Annotated in this window: 20 protein-coding genes; 4 read left to right on the forward strand and 16 right to left on the reverse strand. The window is 51.3% G+C overall.

Annotated elements, in window-relative coordinates; genetic code table 11:
* Positions 1–116: 116 nt before the first annotated feature.
* The 13 genes from HZB62_10380 to nifH all read right to left on the reverse strand — a co-directional run bounded on the left by HZB62_10380 (position 117) and on the right by nifH (position 11,152).
* The gene (locus HZB62_10380; protein ID MBI5075553.1) at positions 117–668 is read right to left on the reverse strand and encodes a YceI family protein; all 552 of its coding nucleotides are present in this window, start codon (positions 666–668) and stop codon (positions 117–119) included.
* Between the two features lie 245 nt (positions 669–913).
* A complete protein-coding gene (locus HZB62_10385) occupies positions 914–1,180 on the reverse strand; it encodes a DUF4190 domain-containing protein (protein MBI5075554.1) in 267 nt (88 codons plus the stop codon).
* Positions 1,181–1,566: 386 nt separating this feature from the next.
* A complete protein-coding gene (locus tag HZB62_10390; protein MBI5075555.1) occupies positions 1,567–1,788 on the reverse strand; it encodes a type II toxin-antitoxin system HicA family toxin in 222 nt (73 codons plus the stop codon).
* The gene (locus tag HZB62_10395) at positions 1,788–1,988 is read right to left on the reverse strand and encodes a type II toxin-antitoxin system HicB family antitoxin (GenBank protein MBI5075556.1); all 201 of its coding nucleotides are present in this window, start codon (positions 1,986–1,988) and stop codon (positions 1,788–1,790) included. Before HZB62_10395 ends, HZB62_10390 begins: the two co-directional genes overlap by 1 nt.
* A 132-nt stretch (positions 1,989–2,120) precedes the next feature.
* On the reverse strand, positions 2,121–2,573 hold the full coding sequence (locus HZB62_10400; protein ID MBI5075557.1) for a GNAT family N-acetyltransferase: 453 nt from the start codon (positions 2,571–2,573) through the stop codon (positions 2,121–2,123).
* Between the two features lie 6 nt (positions 2,574–2,579).
* Positions 2,580–2,855 carry a ferredoxin III, nif-specific gene (fdxB, locus tag HZB62_10405; protein MBI5075558.1) on the reverse strand — a complete coding sequence of 92 codons (276 nt, stop codon included), beginning with the start codon at positions 2,853–2,855 and terminating at the stop codon, positions 2,580–2,582.
* A 199-nt stretch (positions 2,856–3,054) separates the two neighbouring features.
* Positions 3,055–3,474 carry a P-II family nitrogen regulator gene (locus HZB62_10410; GenBank protein MBI5075559.1) on the reverse strand — a complete coding sequence of 140 codons (420 nt, stop codon included), beginning with the start codon at positions 3,472–3,474 and terminating at the stop codon, positions 3,055–3,057.
* Entirely contained in the window at positions 3,471–3,788 is a 318-nt protein-coding gene (locus HZB62_10415; protein MBI5075560.1) for a P-II family nitrogen regulator, read from the reverse strand. Before HZB62_10415 ends, HZB62_10410 begins: the two co-directional genes overlap by 4 nt.
* Before the next feature lie 112 nt (positions 3,789–3,900).
* On the reverse strand, positions 3,901–4,296 hold the full coding sequence (gene nifX / locus HZB62_10420) for a nitrogen fixation protein NifX (protein ID MBI5075561.1): 396 nt from the start codon (positions 4,294–4,296) through the stop codon (positions 3,901–3,903).
* Positions 4,293–6,995 (reverse strand): nitrogenase iron-molybdenum cofactor biosynthesis protein NifE, encoded by a 2,703-nt coding sequence (nifE, locus tag HZB62_10425; protein ID MBI5075562.1) that lies wholly within the window; start codon positions 6,993–6,995, stop codon positions 4,293–4,295. The genes nifX and nifE overlap by 4 nt, the downstream gene beginning before the upstream one ends.
* Before the next feature lie 159 nt (positions 6,996–7,154).
* A complete protein-coding gene (nifK, locus tag HZB62_10430; protein ID MBI5075563.1) occupies positions 7,155–8,663 on the reverse strand; it encodes a nitrogenase molybdenum-iron protein subunit beta in 1,509 nt (502 codons plus the stop codon).
* A 108-nt stretch (positions 8,664–8,771) separates the two neighbouring features.
* On the reverse strand, positions 8,772–10,202 hold the full coding sequence (gene nifD / locus HZB62_10435) for a nitrogenase molybdenum-iron protein alpha chain (protein ID MBI5075564.1): 1,431 nt from the start codon (positions 10,200–10,202) through the stop codon (positions 8,772–8,774).
* A 110-nt stretch (positions 10,203–10,312) separates the two neighbouring features.
* Positions 10,313–11,152 carry a nitrogenase iron protein gene (nifH, locus tag HZB62_10440; GenBank protein ID MBI5075565.1) on the reverse strand — a complete coding sequence of 280 codons (840 nt, stop codon included), beginning with the start codon at positions 11,150–11,152 and terminating at the stop codon, positions 10,313–10,315.
* Between the two features lie 211 nt (positions 11,153–11,363).
* Between nifH and HZB62_10445 the strand changes: the two genes are divergently transcribed.
* The 4 genes from HZB62_10445 (at position 11,364) to HZB62_10460 (ending at position 13,959) form a co-directional block, all read left to right on the forward strand.
* Positions 11,364–11,837 (forward strand): pyridoxamine 5'-phosphate oxidase family protein, encoded by a 474-nt coding sequence (locus HZB62_10445; protein MBI5075566.1) that lies wholly within the window; start codon positions 11,364–11,366, stop codon positions 11,835–11,837.
* Positions 11,838–11,924: 87 nt separating this feature from the next.
* Positions 11,925–12,485: a nitroreductase family protein gene (locus HZB62_10450; protein MBI5075567.1), complete on the forward strand. Its 561-nt coding sequence runs from the start codon at positions 11,925–11,927 to the stop codon at positions 12,483–12,485.
* 133 nt (positions 12,486–12,618) lie between these two features.
* Positions 12,619–13,326, forward strand: a complete 708-nt coding sequence (locus tag HZB62_10455) for a 16S rRNA (uracil(1498)-N(3))-methyltransferase (protein MBI5075568.1) — start codon at positions 12,619–12,621, stop codon at positions 13,324–13,326.
* A gap of 3 nt (positions 13,327–13,329) precedes the next feature.
* A complete protein-coding gene (locus tag HZB62_10460; GenBank protein ID MBI5075569.1) occupies positions 13,330–13,959 on the forward strand; it encodes a PHP domain-containing protein in 630 nt (209 codons plus the stop codon).
* A gap of 13 nt (positions 13,960–13,972) precedes the next feature.
* Here HZB62_10460 and HZB62_10465 read toward each other — a convergent pair whose 3' ends face one another.
* From HZB62_10465 to HZB62_10475, 3 genes are all read right to left on the reverse strand, one after another.
* The gene (locus HZB62_10465; protein MBI5075570.1) at positions 13,973–14,329 is read right to left on the reverse strand and encodes a hypothetical protein; all 357 of its coding nucleotides are present in this window, start codon (positions 14,327–14,329) and stop codon (positions 13,973–13,975) included.
* Positions 14,330–14,340: 11 nt separating this feature from the next.
* The gene (locus HZB62_10470) at positions 14,341–14,613 is read right to left on the reverse strand and encodes a hypothetical protein (protein ID MBI5075571.1); all 273 of its coding nucleotides are present in this window, start codon (positions 14,611–14,613) and stop codon (positions 14,341–14,343) included.
* Positions 14,614–14,700: 87 nt separating this feature from the next.
* Positions 14,701–15,264 carry a hypothetical protein gene (locus HZB62_10475; protein ID MBI5075572.1) on the reverse strand — a complete coding sequence of 188 codons (564 nt, stop codon included), beginning with the start codon at positions 15,262–15,264 and terminating at the stop codon, positions 14,701–14,703.
* Positions 15,265–15,269 lie beyond the last annotated feature (5 nt).

Consider the following 15,269-nt stretch of genomic DNA (forward strand, 5'->3'; position numbering starts at 1 on the left):
AGGCTCTCCTGGCTGATAATAGATAGCGTCAAGAATGTTTCGCACATTTCCCTGTAGTTTACGCCGAGTTCTTCATGATTGTGCAACGTTCTTTATGGAGCAGAATGATCGTCCTTTTACGCTAATGCCTTCTCCGGCACATGTTCAGCCGGAATTTCGATATGGACCAGAATATCAGGTTTGATCCTGATGGCGCCAAAGAGGGCGCTGAAGGGGGTGATGCCAAAATCCGGCAGGTGCAGGCTGACATCAACAACGTACCGGCTCCTGCTCTCTTTCCTGACATTGAGTGATATTTCCCTTGCCTGACCATGCACGATGAGTTGGCCGGTAACAAGATAGTCCCCATCATGCTTTTTGATTGATGAAGAAGTCAGGGCAATCTCGGGGTAGGTTTCAGCTTGCAGCACTTCTCTGATGATATTATTGTTTATGTCATCCTTGTCCCTGAGGCTCAGGAGATCAGGTCTTTCCCTGCCATCTGCCATGGCGCAATCAACGCGCAACGACTGGGTATCGAAACGGGCGCTGATGAAGTGGTCCGCACCGCCAACGTCGATAAAGAAAGAAGTGACATTAATTCGCAGATCATGCGCAAAACGAGACAGCATGCCTTCTTTGAAGGTGAATATCTGACATGCTGCTGTTGACTGGTCAACTCTCTGCATTGAAAATCTCCTGGAACAATGTGCCTTAATTATATCTTATGGAAGCAGAGAGAGGCAGGTGGTTATCTCTTTGCAGAGCTATAGCAACCGCGCAGAACAGAAATAGTGAAAGAGATCAGGATGTAATGAGGTGATTAGTGAAGAGAAGGCAGAACGACACCAATGAGCCGACCGTGCAACCAGCATAAGCCAAAACCAAACAGCGTTTATTCCGGGTCGGCTCGATTGATTTGTTCTAAGTTTTTTCATGTTATTTTGTATCCTGAATATATAAACAGGAAGATGTATGCAATAGTGAATAATGTTGATAAATAGCCAAGGGCGAGCCCGACAAGAATTAGTCTTTTCCCTGTATTATTTGAAAGTCTCTTGAGTCTGGCGAAGGAGATATGACCGCACACAATGGCGGGCAGACCGGTAATGATGCCAAAGAATAGGCTTGAAATACCAAGCCATAGACACCACTTGGAAAGAGGTTGCCTTTCTTGAGTTGAATTTTCTATTGCCGTCATTGTCTTGGACTTTATTGCCGTTAATTGCTGTTATTTGTCTTTATTGACTTAGAACAAGTTATTATCTAGTTTCAGGAAAGCATATAATATTAGATACTTCCAAAGCATATAGCTTTAGATGCTTTTGGATTTTTTACCTGCCCGGCAAAGCATCTAATACTATATGCATTTCCATTTTTATTCTCAGGCCTGGAATTGACGCGGCGGATGGATCTTGTTTCTGAAAGTCCTGATTGTCTCCCCATTCATTTCGGCCCCTCCAAAAGAACTGAGGCTAATATATCAAGCAGGAAATTATGTGTCAATCCAAAAAGGGATGATCGTGAAAGGCGAGGGTTACGGGGTTCTCCAGCCGCTTGGCCGGGTCATCAAATAGAGCTCTGAGATTACAGATTATTGAATTCATCTACTGAAAGGCCTGCCTGAGATATGAGTTTGCGGAGCAGGCCGGGGCCAAGTTCGTCATGCTGGGGAATTGACAGGGTCCACTGAAAGCCGGGTTTTGTCATCATTACATGAGAACCCTTCTGACGGGAGACAGTCCAGCCAGCTTTCTGGAACTTCCTGACCGCCTCCGGACCGGAACAGAGTCTCAGACTGCCTGCCATTAAACCGCGACTTCAACCAAGCCGGAAGAATCATGCTCCTGTTTCGACTCCATTACTTCAAGCCATCCTTCAACAGCTTCCTTTATATTGGAGATAGCTTCTTCATAGGTCTTGCCCTGGGAAAGGCAGCCCGGAAGCGCAGGAACTTCTGCAACATAATAACCCGCCTCATCCTGTTCAATTCTCACATGCAGTTTCATGCACTCTCCTTTATTCACAAGCTTAAATGCAATTTACCACATGGACTATTTAATGTCAAAACGGTCAGGGTGCCGGCCAATATGAAGACTATTCTCTCGACCGAAAGAAGATCGACGCACCAGTCTGCTGACTCAGGCCATCTTCCTCAAACAGATAAGACCGGTCTTTTCCCACCGGAGCCCTGAATAAAAAGCCAATGCCGGAAGGTTATCCTTATCAGCCAGGAGCTGGAGGCGTTTCAGTTTCCGCTCTTGCGCCCATTTCATGACATATTCAAGCAGTCGGGAGCCGATTCCCTTTCCCCTGTGTTCCCGTGCCACCACAACATCCTCGACCAGGCCGACGCGGCCGCCTTCTGCTGTCGAGATGAGCGTCTGGACTGTGGCCATCCCTACGACAGCACTACCTGACTCAGCGACCAGCAGCAGCGAACCACCCGAGGGATCGTTGATCATACAGCCCAACCCACGGGTCTGTTTCCCGGGATCGGGCTTAAAGTCAGCCTCGATGCTGAAGAGCTCAGTGAGCAGGGCGCACATGCCGGAGATGTCATCTGTCCGGGCCGGCCGTATTGTGACTTCCATGCAATGTTAGAGCGAAATATGGGTCTGACATTTTTTTGTGCAGGTGCGTGCACAGGCCTCGCAACCGATGCAGTTATCCGGATGTGCGACAGACATCACCTTGTTGCCCATGTCGTCGCCGTATTCGTCCTCACCCTCAAAGGGCTTTTCTATCAATTCCAGCACGTCTCTGCTGCAGACCTTGTAGCAGCGTCCGCAGCCGATGCATTTGTTCACATCGATTGATTCAATGAATCGCGGCGTCCATGTCAGGCCGCCCCGCGTATAACTTATGGTTGCCATAATTTCCTCCTTTTTGATAAAGCGATCAGCTGTCAGCATTCAGCTTTCAGTTCAAACAAAACAAATCCTCGCCATGCGCTAATCATTTGTTTTGATGATAGTTGATTGCTCTTATCAGCCTTTCTAATTGCTGACGGCTGATCGCTATTTACTTCTTTTGTCTCGCTGATTGCTAACAGCTGATAGCTGAATGCTTTTTTTACGCTATCGCCTCTCCGCCGGTTTCTGATGTCCTGACCCTTATTGCATTTTCAATGGGCGATACAAAGATCTTGCCATCACCTGTCTTACCGGTCTGATTCAGCTTTATCAGTGACTTCACGATCTTGCCAACCAGGTCATCAGGCACCACCATGGTCAGCATCCTCTTGGGAACGAAAAGTGCGACCGTCGGGAGCGCATGCTCAAGGGCATAGGCCGCAGGTGTCGGTTTCAGCTTTGCGGGGGTGCAGAAGCTGTCCGGCAGGTCAGGGTCAAGGTCGTTGTTGCAGACCATTCCCCTCTGCTTGCCTCTGCCGTCAACGCTCTGGATAGAGAGAGAAGGAAAGCCGAGGTCCTCCAGCACCTTCTTGGTCTCCGGAAGCTTGTCTCTCCGAATGATGGCGGTGATCTCTTTCATAGCACCGCCTCCCCGGTCCGAACTGTGTACGCAGTCTCAACAGGGCTTATGAAGATCTTGCCGTCACCGACAAAGCCAGTTCTGGATTTGTCCATCATGAGCTTGACCACCTTGTCTACATCCGTGTCGTTGACGACCATCATGACCAGCATTTTTGGCAGCTCGTCATAATGTATCGGCCCTACCTGCAATCCCTTCTGCTTTCCTCTGCCGAATACCGGCATCTTGGTGAGCGACGGAAAGCCTGCCCCCTCCAGTGCCTGGACCACCTCCTGCTCTTTTTCCGGCCGTATAAACGCTCTGATCATCTTCATGGTTACTTCCTCCTTGGTAGTAGCTGTCAGCTATCAGCCAACAGCTGTCAGTTAAAATAATTTTTAATACGCTGCTATCATCCGCTTTAAGCTGTGCGCTGACAGCTGATGGCTAATCGCTATTCAACGCTTTTCTGAGCCATGGCGGCGGCGAACTTTTTATAGTCTCAGACAGTTTCAGTACAGACTCCTCAATGCTCACCGGCTCTTTCACCTTCACCGGCATGATGCCCTTCCGGGCAAGACGCGCTGCGGAAGGTCCGCCGATCTCCGTCAGATATATGATCTTGCAATCTGATATCCGGTCTACCTTGTTCTCGACACGCTCGTCATGGATCTTGCCCATGCCCTTTGTCTCTTCAACTGCAGTGTCTCTGCCCTCAGAGAACCTTCGGATCTCGACCAGGGAATGTCCGCTGCTATTGAGTTCATAAATGACAAACATGCCGGCCCTTCCGAAATGCTCGTTTACGCTTATCCCGTCTGTTGTCGCAAATGCAACTTTCATGAGTGCACCTCCTTAGCAAATAATGTTGCTGCTTCCTGTATCAGGGACTGAGTCCCGCGATATCCTATAGTGATCCTGTTGGTATTGCCAAAGACCTTGTACACAGGGAAGCCCGTCTGGAGCAGTGAAGTTCCCAATCGCTTCGCAGTCTCTTCTGCATGGGAGTTCGATATGATCAGATCAAACTCCCCATTAATAGAAAAAAGGTCTCCGACTGCGATACTGTCTGCCTGAATCTTTCCTGCAGCAGCAGAGGACTGAGGCACTACTGCAAGAGAAATATCTGCTGCCATCTCTATGACCCATTTCGAGGTCTGGAGCGCATGATCAGGCTCAAGTGCAATGCATATCCGTTTTGAAGCGAAGAAGGCATGTGCGTCTCTCATGCTGTCTGAAAGGATACGCCGCTGCCTTTCATATTGCGTTGGAACCGGTCTTCCGGCAAGCATGCCGAGCATCTCCATGAATCGGGAAGTGTCCTCCAGGCCCGCAAGACTGTCAAACACCCTGTACTCGACGCCGAACCGTTCTTTCAAGGCTTGTGCTGCAGGCTCCAGGCTCATGCCGATTGCTATGGTAAATTCTGAAGAGCCCATTGCTGCGATCTCCTGCAGCGTGGTGCCTCCTGATGCAAGAGGCGAGATGCCCTGCCTGCTTCCGTCAAGACAGGAGAGGTCCGGCAGAATAATCGGTCTCAGGCCGAATGCCTCTGCCATCTCCCGCAGTTCAAGAAAATCGGCAGGAGTGAGATGAGATCCGGCAAGGATATTGACCTGTCCCTTGACGCACAGAGCATGAGGAAATGCGCCTGGGGCAGAGGCAAGGCCCACAAGGGCCTCAACTGCCTTTGTATAACCTGTTTCGAGCCCGCCCTCATAGTCCGGTGTCGGTATATGCAGGACCGTTGACGCTGAACCGTCAACTGTCAACGTCCTTATTACGGCTGCGATATCATCGCCTTTCACCTCGGTCAGGCCTGATGTCAGCACGCCGATCATATCAGGACTGTTCTTCTCAATGAATCCCCCGACTGTCTTTGACAGTGCCTCATCGCTGCCCATCACCACATCCTCAGCAAAGAGCTTGGTCCCTGCAAGGGCTATCGGCTCTCTGAAATGCTTTGTGAGGAGCACCTTGCCGAGAAAGGTGCAGCCCTGTGCCCCGTGTATAACCGGCAGCGCATTGTCTATGCCCTGCAATGCCATGGCCGCGCCGATCGACGCTGAATGCTTCAGGGGATTGATGAGGCAGCTTTCAGCGGTCAGCTTTAGGCTTTCAGCTTTTTCTCCATCATCTGTATCTGATTTATTTTCTTGTCTGCAAGCTGATCGCTGATCGCTGAATGCCGGCTGTCTGCTGTAAAACCTGATGCTGTTGCTGATCTGCTCTGCGATATTGACCAGCCCGTCATATCCTGCATACGCGACATGCCGCTCCTGGTTAACATCGATAAAAGGGTATCCTTCCTTGATCGCGAGATACTGGTTTCTTCCTCCTGCCACAAGAATGTCGGCGCCCCGGTCTCTCAGCAGCTTCTTCAGATTTTTCGGCGTTACGTCTTCAACAAGCAGAGCATCATTGCCAAGGATCTGCTTCATCTTTTCTTCGTCCTCGGCAGTGCTCTTCTTTGTTCCTACAGCAACAATCTCTATGCCAAGGTCCATAAGTGCTGATATGAACGACCAGCTCTTCACCCCGCCCGTATAGAGCACAGCTTTTTTGCCGCGCAGATCTTCATAAGGCCTGAGCTTTTCATGCAGCTTCTGCTCTTCAACAGCAATGACCTCTTCAATCCTATCCGGCAGTTGTGGGCTGACAGCTGACAGCTGATCGCTGATCGCTCTTAGTGCCTTCGCCATTTCGGTTCTGCCGAAGAACGAAACCTCCAGATAGGGAATACCGTATTTCTGCTCCATGCCTTTGGCAATGTTGATCAGAGCCCTGCTGCATACAACCACATTCAGCTTTGCCTGGTGAGCCCGGGTGATCTCCTCAAAGGTCGCATTCCCGGTCATACGGGACAATATCGTAATTCCGGCACGCTTCAGAACAGGTTCGATCAGCCAGAGGTCACCAGCAATGTTATATTCTCCGATCAGGTTGATACTGTTTATGAGACCTGCATCGACATCGCCTTCCTGCCCCACTTTGGCAAAGGGGGGTGAGGGGGGATTTTCTGGCCTTTCACCTGTTCCGATGACATGCTCAAGCAGCACTTCACCGGCAATGCGGTTACCAAGGTTCTTGGGTCCGACAAATCCTGGCGCACTCACCGGTATGACCCTGATGCCGAGTTCTTCCTCAGCCTTTTTGCAGACGGCCACAACGTCTTCTCCGATCAGTCCGGACACGCAGGTTGCATAGACGAATATCGCCTTCGGTTTTACGACATCTGCAGTCTTCAATATCCCACGATAGAGCTTCTCTTCCGAGCCATAGACAATGTCCAGCTCGGTCATATCTGTGGTGAAGCCCATTTTATGGAGGCTGCCCTGTGAAGAGCGTGTGCCCCTGCCTTCCCAGGAATTCCCGCAACAGGCGATGGGGCCGTGGACAAGATGGGCCGTGTCCGCAATGGGCTGAAGCACGATCATTGCACCGTCAAAGGCACAGGACTCGCCGCCACGTGAACGGCAGACCTTGTCGCTCTTCCCTGTGCTGCATCCGTGCTCTGTTAATTTATCTATGTTCGTGATCATAGGTGTACCTTCGTCTTAACCCCACCTGACCTCCCCTTGGTAAGGGGAGGAAATATTTCGTTGGATCTCCCCTTTTCATCTCCCCTCCTTACCAAGGAGGGGCAGGGGGAGGTTATCTTTGTCTTTTCACCCATATTTATTACTCTTAACTGCTATTCCTTACCGAATTACATCAAAGCTCGTCGTATCGATCGTATTCCTGTCCAGCTCGTCCAGAATAGTGTTCACGATCATGGTTATCAGATTGAGCGCGCCCTGGTACCCGATGATCGGATACCGGTGCAGATGGTGCCGGTCAAAGAGCGGGAATCCGATCCTGATGAGCGGTGTCCCTGTGTCGCGCGTCAGGAACTTCGCGTACGAGTTGCCTATCAGGACATCAACAGGCTCGGTGAACAGGAGCGACCGCATATGCCACATATCCTTGCCTATATACACCTTGCCATTGACGCCAAAGGGGCTCGATGCAAGCAGCTCGTTTGCCTCTGCCTCGAAGTGTTTGTCGCCATTCGTGCAGACGATATGCACCGGCTCGCCTCCCATCTCCATGATAAGGCTCATCATGCCGAGCAGTTGATCAGGGTCACCGACCAGGGCAAAACGTTTTCCATGCACGTACGGGTGTGAGTCCACCATTGCGTCCACAACCCTTCCGCGCTCTTCCTCGATCGCAGCAGGGACCGGCTTGCCGGTCAGTTTGCTCAGTTCAGCAAAAAAGGCATCCGTGTTCTTGATGCCGATCATCGGAAGGGTCAGTGCCTTCTGGCCCCATTCTTTCTGGATATAATCCATGGTCTTCATCGTCGAATATCTTTGGAGTGCGATCGTTCCGGTTGCATTCACTGCATCCATGGCATCCGGCAGCGGGGTGCCGCCCGGATAGAGCTTGTATTCACCGGTGTTCGGCGAATCAAAGGTCTCGCTCACATCCGCAAGGAGAGTGGCTTCTACTCCCATCAATGCCATCAGCCGCTTGATCTCATGGTAGTTTCCTGTATAGGTGTCGAACCCTGGAATGATATTCACCTTCCCGTTCGATTCGCCCTTCTTACCTTCAGAAAGAGCCTTAAGAATGCCTTTCAGCATGTTGTCGTACCCAACGATATGGGAGCCGACAAAGCTCGGGGTATGTGCAAAGGGCACGGGCAGGTCGTCGGGTATTACATTCTTTTCGCGTGCTGTCTTGATATACGCGTTCAGGTCGTCGCCGATCACCTCTGCCATGCAGGTTGTCGAGACGGCGATCATCTTCGGTTTATAGAGCGTATAGGTGTTCTCCAGACCTTCGATCATGTTGTTCAGTCCGCCAAAGACCGCTGCGTCCTCGGTCATGGAGGTCGAGATCGCAGCAAACGGCTCCTTGAAGTGCCTGCTCAGATGACTCCTGAAGTATGCAACACATCCCTGGGCTCCCTGCACAAAAGGCATGGTGCCGTCGAAGCCTGAGGCACAGAAGACTGCGCCGAGAGGCTGGCATGCCTTTGCAGGATTGATCTTGATGTTCTCCCTCTTGAAGTTGAGCTCCTTATATTCTTCGGTCTTGGTCCAGTCCGAAACTTCCTTCACCTTTTCTGCGGGCCAGGGCCTTTCGAACTCTTTCTTGCGCTCGAACTGGGCCTGATAATCAGGCTGATTGAATAATTCGTTATGGTCTTTTATCTTGATCATTTCTTCCTCCTTAAATTACACCCTCCCCTTTGTCCCCTCCCCTCAAGGGAGGGGGTTATATGGTCCCTCGCCCCATAAGTGAGGGAGAGGGCTGGGTGAGGGGCTTTGCTATGCTTTCTTCCTCCGTATCAAATCCCATGTGGGGCTGTTGACCGTCATGTCCATGTCCCGGGCAAAGACCGGAAATCCGTCAAACCCATGGTAGGGTCCCGAGTAATCCCAGGAATGCATCTGACGGAACGGCACGCCGAGTTTGTGGTATGAATATTTTTCCTTGATGCCAGAGCCGACCATGTCCGGCTTCAGCCTTCTGGTGAACTCCTCAAGCTCATATAACGTGGCGTCGTCCATGATGACCGCACCCTCCTTCAGTTCCGGGTATGTGCGCTTATAGTCATCGCTGTGGCCGAACTCATAACCCGAGGCAACCACTTCCATGCCAAGATCTTCATATGCCCCGATGGTGTGGCGGGGGCGAAGGCCTCCGACATAGAGCATCACTTTCTTTCCTTCAAGCTTTGCCCTGTACTGTTCCACGACTGCATCCATGATCGGCGTGTACTTTGCAATTACCTCTTCCGCATTCTTCTGGATCTTCTCGTCGAATTTGGCAGCGATCTTCCTGATGCTGTCATACGTCTTTGTGGGACCGAAGAAATTGAACTCCATCCAGGGAATGCCGTATTCCTCTTCCATATGTCTGCATATGTAGTTCATCGACCGGTAGCAGTGGATCAGGTTCAGTTTTGCCTTGGTCGCGATGGCGATCTCGTTGAGCGTTGCATCACCCGTGTACTGTGAGATAACGCGAAGCCCCATCTCCTCAAGGATCTTGCGCGAGGCCCAGGCGTCGCCACCGATATTGTAGTCGCCGATCAGGGCAACATCGTAAGGAGTCGAAACATCAAGCTGCCCTTTGCCAAGCACGTAATCCTTGATCGTATCGTTCGCAATATGATGACCCAGGGATTGGCTCACACCGCGGAACCCTTCACATCTCACCGGGACGATCGGATAGTTGAACTCCTTTGCCACGCGCTTGGACACAGCCTCGATATCGTCTCCGATCAGACCGACCGGACATTCGGAGAGTATGCCGATGCCCTTGGCGAGCGGGAAGAGCCCCTTCAACTCATGGAGCGCGGCATCAAGCCCCTTGTCACCGCCGTACACGATATTCTTTTCCTGAAAGTCAGTGGTGATATGCATGGTGCCGAACGTATCGATGCCGGTCTGACCGTTATAGTAGTTGCGGCGCGACCACCAGCTGTACTGACCGCAGCCTATGGGGCCGTGGCTGACCGTGATCTGATCTTTGACCGGGCCCCAGACAACGCCCTTTGCCCCTGCATACGCGCAGCCCCTGACCGTCATAACGCCCGGACGGGACTTGACGTTCGACTTCACCTGGCAGGTGCTGCACTGGCCCGAAGGATCGTTCGCAGCAAGATGCTTTGCCCGGTCCTTCTTCGACTTTTCCGGATATGCATCCAGGACTTCCTCTATCATTTTTTGTGTATCTTTAATTGCAGTGCTCATTGGTTTCTCCTTCTGTATTGGATAATGCGTGAACGCGTTTACGCGTGGATGCGTGCTGAGTTTCTCATGTTTTTACGCATATCCGCTTCTACGCATCTGCGCGTCAGCGGCTACGCTGCCTCTTCTTTTTCCATAATGCCGTAATCCATCAGCAGCCGTTCCAGTTCGTCCATGGTGATCGGCGTCGGGATCACGAAGTTTTTGTTGTCAGCGATCTTCCTGGCAAGCTCCCGGTATTCGTCTGCCTGCGGGTGATCAGGCGCATAATCGATGACGGTCTTTCTCCGAAGCTCTGCGCGCTGCACCTCGTTGTCACGAGGCACGAAGTGGATCATCTGGGTCCCAAGCTTGCTCGCCAGCTCTGAGATAAGCTCAAACTCCATGTCTGTTTTGCGGCTGTTGCAGATCAGGCCGCCCAGGCGAACTCCGCCGGACTGGGCATATTTCAGGACTCCGCGTGAGATATTGTTCGCTGCGTACATGGCCATCATTTCACCAGAGGTGACGATGTATATCTCTTTTGCCTTGCCTTCGCGGATCGGCATCGCAAACCCGCCGCAGACCACGTCGCCTAACACATCATAAAAAATAAATTCCGTATCATCGCCATATGCTCCGTTTTCTTCAAGGAAGTTTATGGCCGTTATAACGCCACGGCCTGCGCAACCAACTCCCGGCTCAGGGCCGCCCGATTCAGCGCACCTGATGCCCTTGAACCCGGTAAGCAGCACTTCATCCAGATCCAGGTCCTCTACCGTGCCCTTTTCCCGCGCCATGTCCATGACCGTGTTCTGCATCTTGCGGTTGAGGATAAGCCGCGTTGAGTCTGCCTTGGGGTCGCAGCCGATAATCATGCACTTGCGGCCTGCCTCTGCGAGTGCTGCTACCAGGTTCTGTGTTGTTGTTGATTTGCCGATGCCGCCCTTGCCGTAAATTGCTATCTGTCTCATGTAATCCTCCTGATGATAGAGTTTGTAATTCTTTGTCATTGACCATTGTGCAATTGACATGCCAGACATGAAATCCCTGCAGATATGATCTTTTCAATACGTCCCTGTCATTACTTGAAGACATTTATGTAGGCTAATAAACAATTCTGTTGTTTGCAAAATACCCGGCGTCTGCGGATAGAAGAGCATGCTTATGTGGTATAGTTTCCCTATGAGGAAGGCAACGAAAGAGATAGCAGACAGAGCGGTTATTATCAACCTTCTAAACAGCTGCCATGTCGGCAGACTCGGCACGAACGGGAGAGACGGATACCCCATGGTCAAGCCGCTGAATTTCGCCTGCTCTGACGACCGGCTCTATTTTCATTCGGCGATTGAGGGCGAAAAGATCGATGATATACAGCGGGACAACCGGGTCTGTTTTGAAATTGACCTGCCGATCGCGTTCGTGAAAGGCGAAGAAGATCCCTGCAAAGCCTCATATCGTTACCAAAGTGTGATCATCAGGGGAAGAGCATCTATCGTGGAGGACCGGCAGGAAAAGGTGTTTGCCCTTTCCTGTCTTATGAACAAATACCAGCCTGAGGGCGGATATGGGGACTTTCCGGAAGAGAAGCTGAGGATAACCGGTGTTGTCAGAATTGATATCGAGGAGATGGTCGGCAAGGAAGACCTGGGCAGGTAGATTTGCCATGATGAGTGATCACTGTTACGTGTTTAATTGCAGCCTCATTTACTAACAATTCAATATTCAAGACTATGGAGGCATGGTATGGAACTTTTCGAGGCGATCGAGACAAGAAGAAGTGTGAGAAAGTTTTCGGACAGGCCCGTTGAAGACGAGAAACTGCAGCGGGTCCTTGAAGCAGTACGCATGGCCCCTTCGTGGGCAAACATGCAGTGCTGGCGTTTCGTCGTAGTGAAGGAAAAGGCGGTCAAAGAGCAGATCAGCGAGTTGTCCTATGTGGAGTCTTTCTTTGCACCAAAGGGATATAAGGTCAATCCTGCAAAAAAGGCACTTGCCGAAGCCCCTGTAGTGATCGTTGCCTGCGCAGACCCTGAGAAATCAGGGGTATTGTGGGACCAGACGTATTATATGACCGATCTCGGCATTGCCTGCCAGAACCTTTGGCTCGCTGCCCGCGGACTTGGCCTCGGCACGGTCTTTGTCGGTGTGTTCGACGAAATAAAACTCAGGGAACTTCTCGGCATTCCCTCGAATATCAGGGTCGTGGGCCTTTTTCCTCTCGGCTATCCTTTTGAGGAAAAGACAGGAGGGCCTGTACGGAAACCGCTGAACGAGATCGTTTTTATGGAGAAATGGCAGAGTTAATTTTATTCATAAAATCCCTCCTAACCTCCCTTTGCCAAAGGGAGGAATTAGTGACCCCTCTTTGGCAAAGAGGGGCGAGGGGAGATTTATTCAATGCAAACACTATTTCAAGAACTGCTGATAATCTGCCTGCATGAACCTCATTCTTCTTTCTGAAGACGATTTCACGGGGCAGAACTGTGTACAGCTAAAGGGCCGCAGACTGAAACATATCCTGACCGTGCACCGCGCCGTTCTGGGCGACCAGTTATCAGTAGGCCTGCTGAACGGACCGCTCGGAAAAGGGACCGTCACCACGGTGACGTCTGAGACCATCACCCTGGAGCTGCATCTCGGCCAGAAGCCGCCTGCCCCGCTTCCAATCACGCTTATCCTCGCCCTGCCACGCCCCAAGGTGCTGAAGCGCGTGCTCATTGCCGCATCCTCCATGGGCGCGAAAGAGATCTTTCTGATCAACGCCTTTCGCGTAGAAAAAAGCTTCTGGAAAAGCCCGCTGCTGAACAGGGAACGCATTGATGAATTTCTGACCCTCGGCCTTGAACAGGCAAAGGATACGCTTATGCCTGAGGTGCATCTCAGACCGCTGTTCAAACCGTTTGCAGAGGACGAACTGCCTGCGATCATAAAAAACAGTCTCGCGCTTGTCGCCCATCCTGCAGCGCAGCATCCCTGCCCCCGGGGCACGAAGGAACAGGTCACCCTTGCGATCGGCCCTGAGGGAGGTTTTATTGCTTATGAGATCGAAAAACTTGTCTCTCTCGGGTTCAGCCCTATAAGCCTCGGAGAACGTCCCCTGCGTGTCGAAACAGTTGTGCCTGCCCTGCTTTCAAAGTTATTCTAAGACATGCGATGCAATATCGATCTTCACGTTCATTCAGTCAACAGCGGAGACAACCCGGCCGATCCAGAGGAAGTGGTCCAGAAGGCCATCGAGCGAGGACTGGACGGCATCGCCTTTACAGAGCACTACTATTATGAGGCTTCTGAAGGCGTCGAACTCCTGCGCGAGAAATACGGCAGTCAGATCATGATCTTCAGGGGTGTCGAGTTCTCTGCTGCTGAAGGCCACTGTCTTGTTTTTGGCGTGAACACGGACAGGCTGTCGATCAAATACGCACCGATAGCAGACCTGGTCAGGATCGTGAACGAACATGGCGGCATCTCGATTCCGTCACATCCTTACCGCGGAGTCAACAGCATCGGCGACATGATAAAGAACCTGCACGGGCTTTGCGCCCTGGAAGGATACAACGGCTGCAATATGCACCCCTTCAACAAGAAGGCTGTTGATACAGCACAGGCACTGAACCTCCCTTTCACAGGAGGTTCAGATGCACATGCTGCCGGGGAAATCGGTTCGTGCTACACGGAATTTTCTGATATCGTTACGTACGACAATTTCATTTCTCTGCTGAAACTGGGCAGGTATAAAGGTATTGATACCCGCAGAGTCAGCCGGATGTGGCCATTCTGACAGGTCTTCGCCTCTATGCTGCCGCAAGGGCTGCGCCTTTTCCGTTATATACCTCTGCTGAGCGCTCTTTCGGAATGAACTGCAGCCCCAGGTTCCCTTTCTCATCATAGTCAAAGACAACCTTTTCCCTGACCAGGACCGAAACAGTATAGGCAAGGTCTTCGAGCTTTTCTGCCAGGCCTGCAGGAGTCCTGTCCTCAATATCGTAAAGTTCAAGGATATCAATGATATCCTCAATGTCGCCGGTATTGTAAGACTCGAGGATAATGCCGCCCTCCGGCGCTGAACCATCGCCGAGCCTCTCATTGGCCTTTGTGATCTGGTGTTTAACTCTCATAAGGCATACATTGTATATTTTTGCATCATCCATGATCCTTCTCCTTACCTTAAGTATTGATTATCTCCATAATTAGCAAGCTCCGTGCCAGGCCTATAATGAAGCATTACCGGGCCATTATAGCCATACAACACGCCTTTAATGATTAAATAATGCCCATTGTGTATATTATTTATACAGATAAATGGGCTTTCAGCGGCAATGGCAGCAAACATGATCGCCAACCTCCTTTCCACGGCACTTTTCATGCCTTCAGACCCCGGGAGCAGGACTAATTTACCCAAAAAATCTGAACAAATGCCCTCTCTCCAAGTCATATGGTCTCATGCGTAAAGGGATAAAAGGGGGGGCGTTGCTCCTGGCAAGACCTGTTTAAGAGGCCTGATTAATCTAACCTTAGCAAGTCATCGAAGAGACGATTCACAGGTGCTGTCATATCCCGGAGAGGGATCTTCTTCCGAGTCAAGCCGTGCAACGATTTTTACATAGCGGCATTGTGACTTTGTCTCAACTGCTCTGGAACAGTAGTGAGACCTAATGAAAGTTACCGGATCATCAGGGGCAACCCCTGTAAGGGCAGCGAGAATGGCCAGGGCAGTTCCCGTCCTTCCGTGTCCGCCGACACAGCAGACCATAACATGCAACGCATCTTTTCCCATGCGGAGTCTCAATCCCCTGAGATCCTCTATGAGCGCCCTCCAGTTGTCCTCTGTCAGGGACGGTATTCCACCGTCAGGCCAATCTATCCGTATTACCTGTTGAGCATGAACTTCAGAAGAGTTGCCACCCGCGCCGGAAAATTCCTCGCAGCCTTCAACCTCAGCCCCGCAGTCGATGATAACATCCATATCATCGGTGTTTAACCCACGGTTGCTTCCAGCCCCGTAGAAAAGCAGCCCCTCGGAATAAAAGGCGTTTCGTGTGCCCCAGTGACATGATGTCACCGCGTCTCCTTCAGTCTTCTTCACAACTA

Source organism: Nitrospirota bacterium (assembly GCA_016214855.1).
In the GTDB taxonomy this organism is placed as follows: domain Bacteria; phylum Nitrospirota; class Thermodesulfovibrionia; order Thermodesulfovibrionales; family UBA6898; genus UBA6898.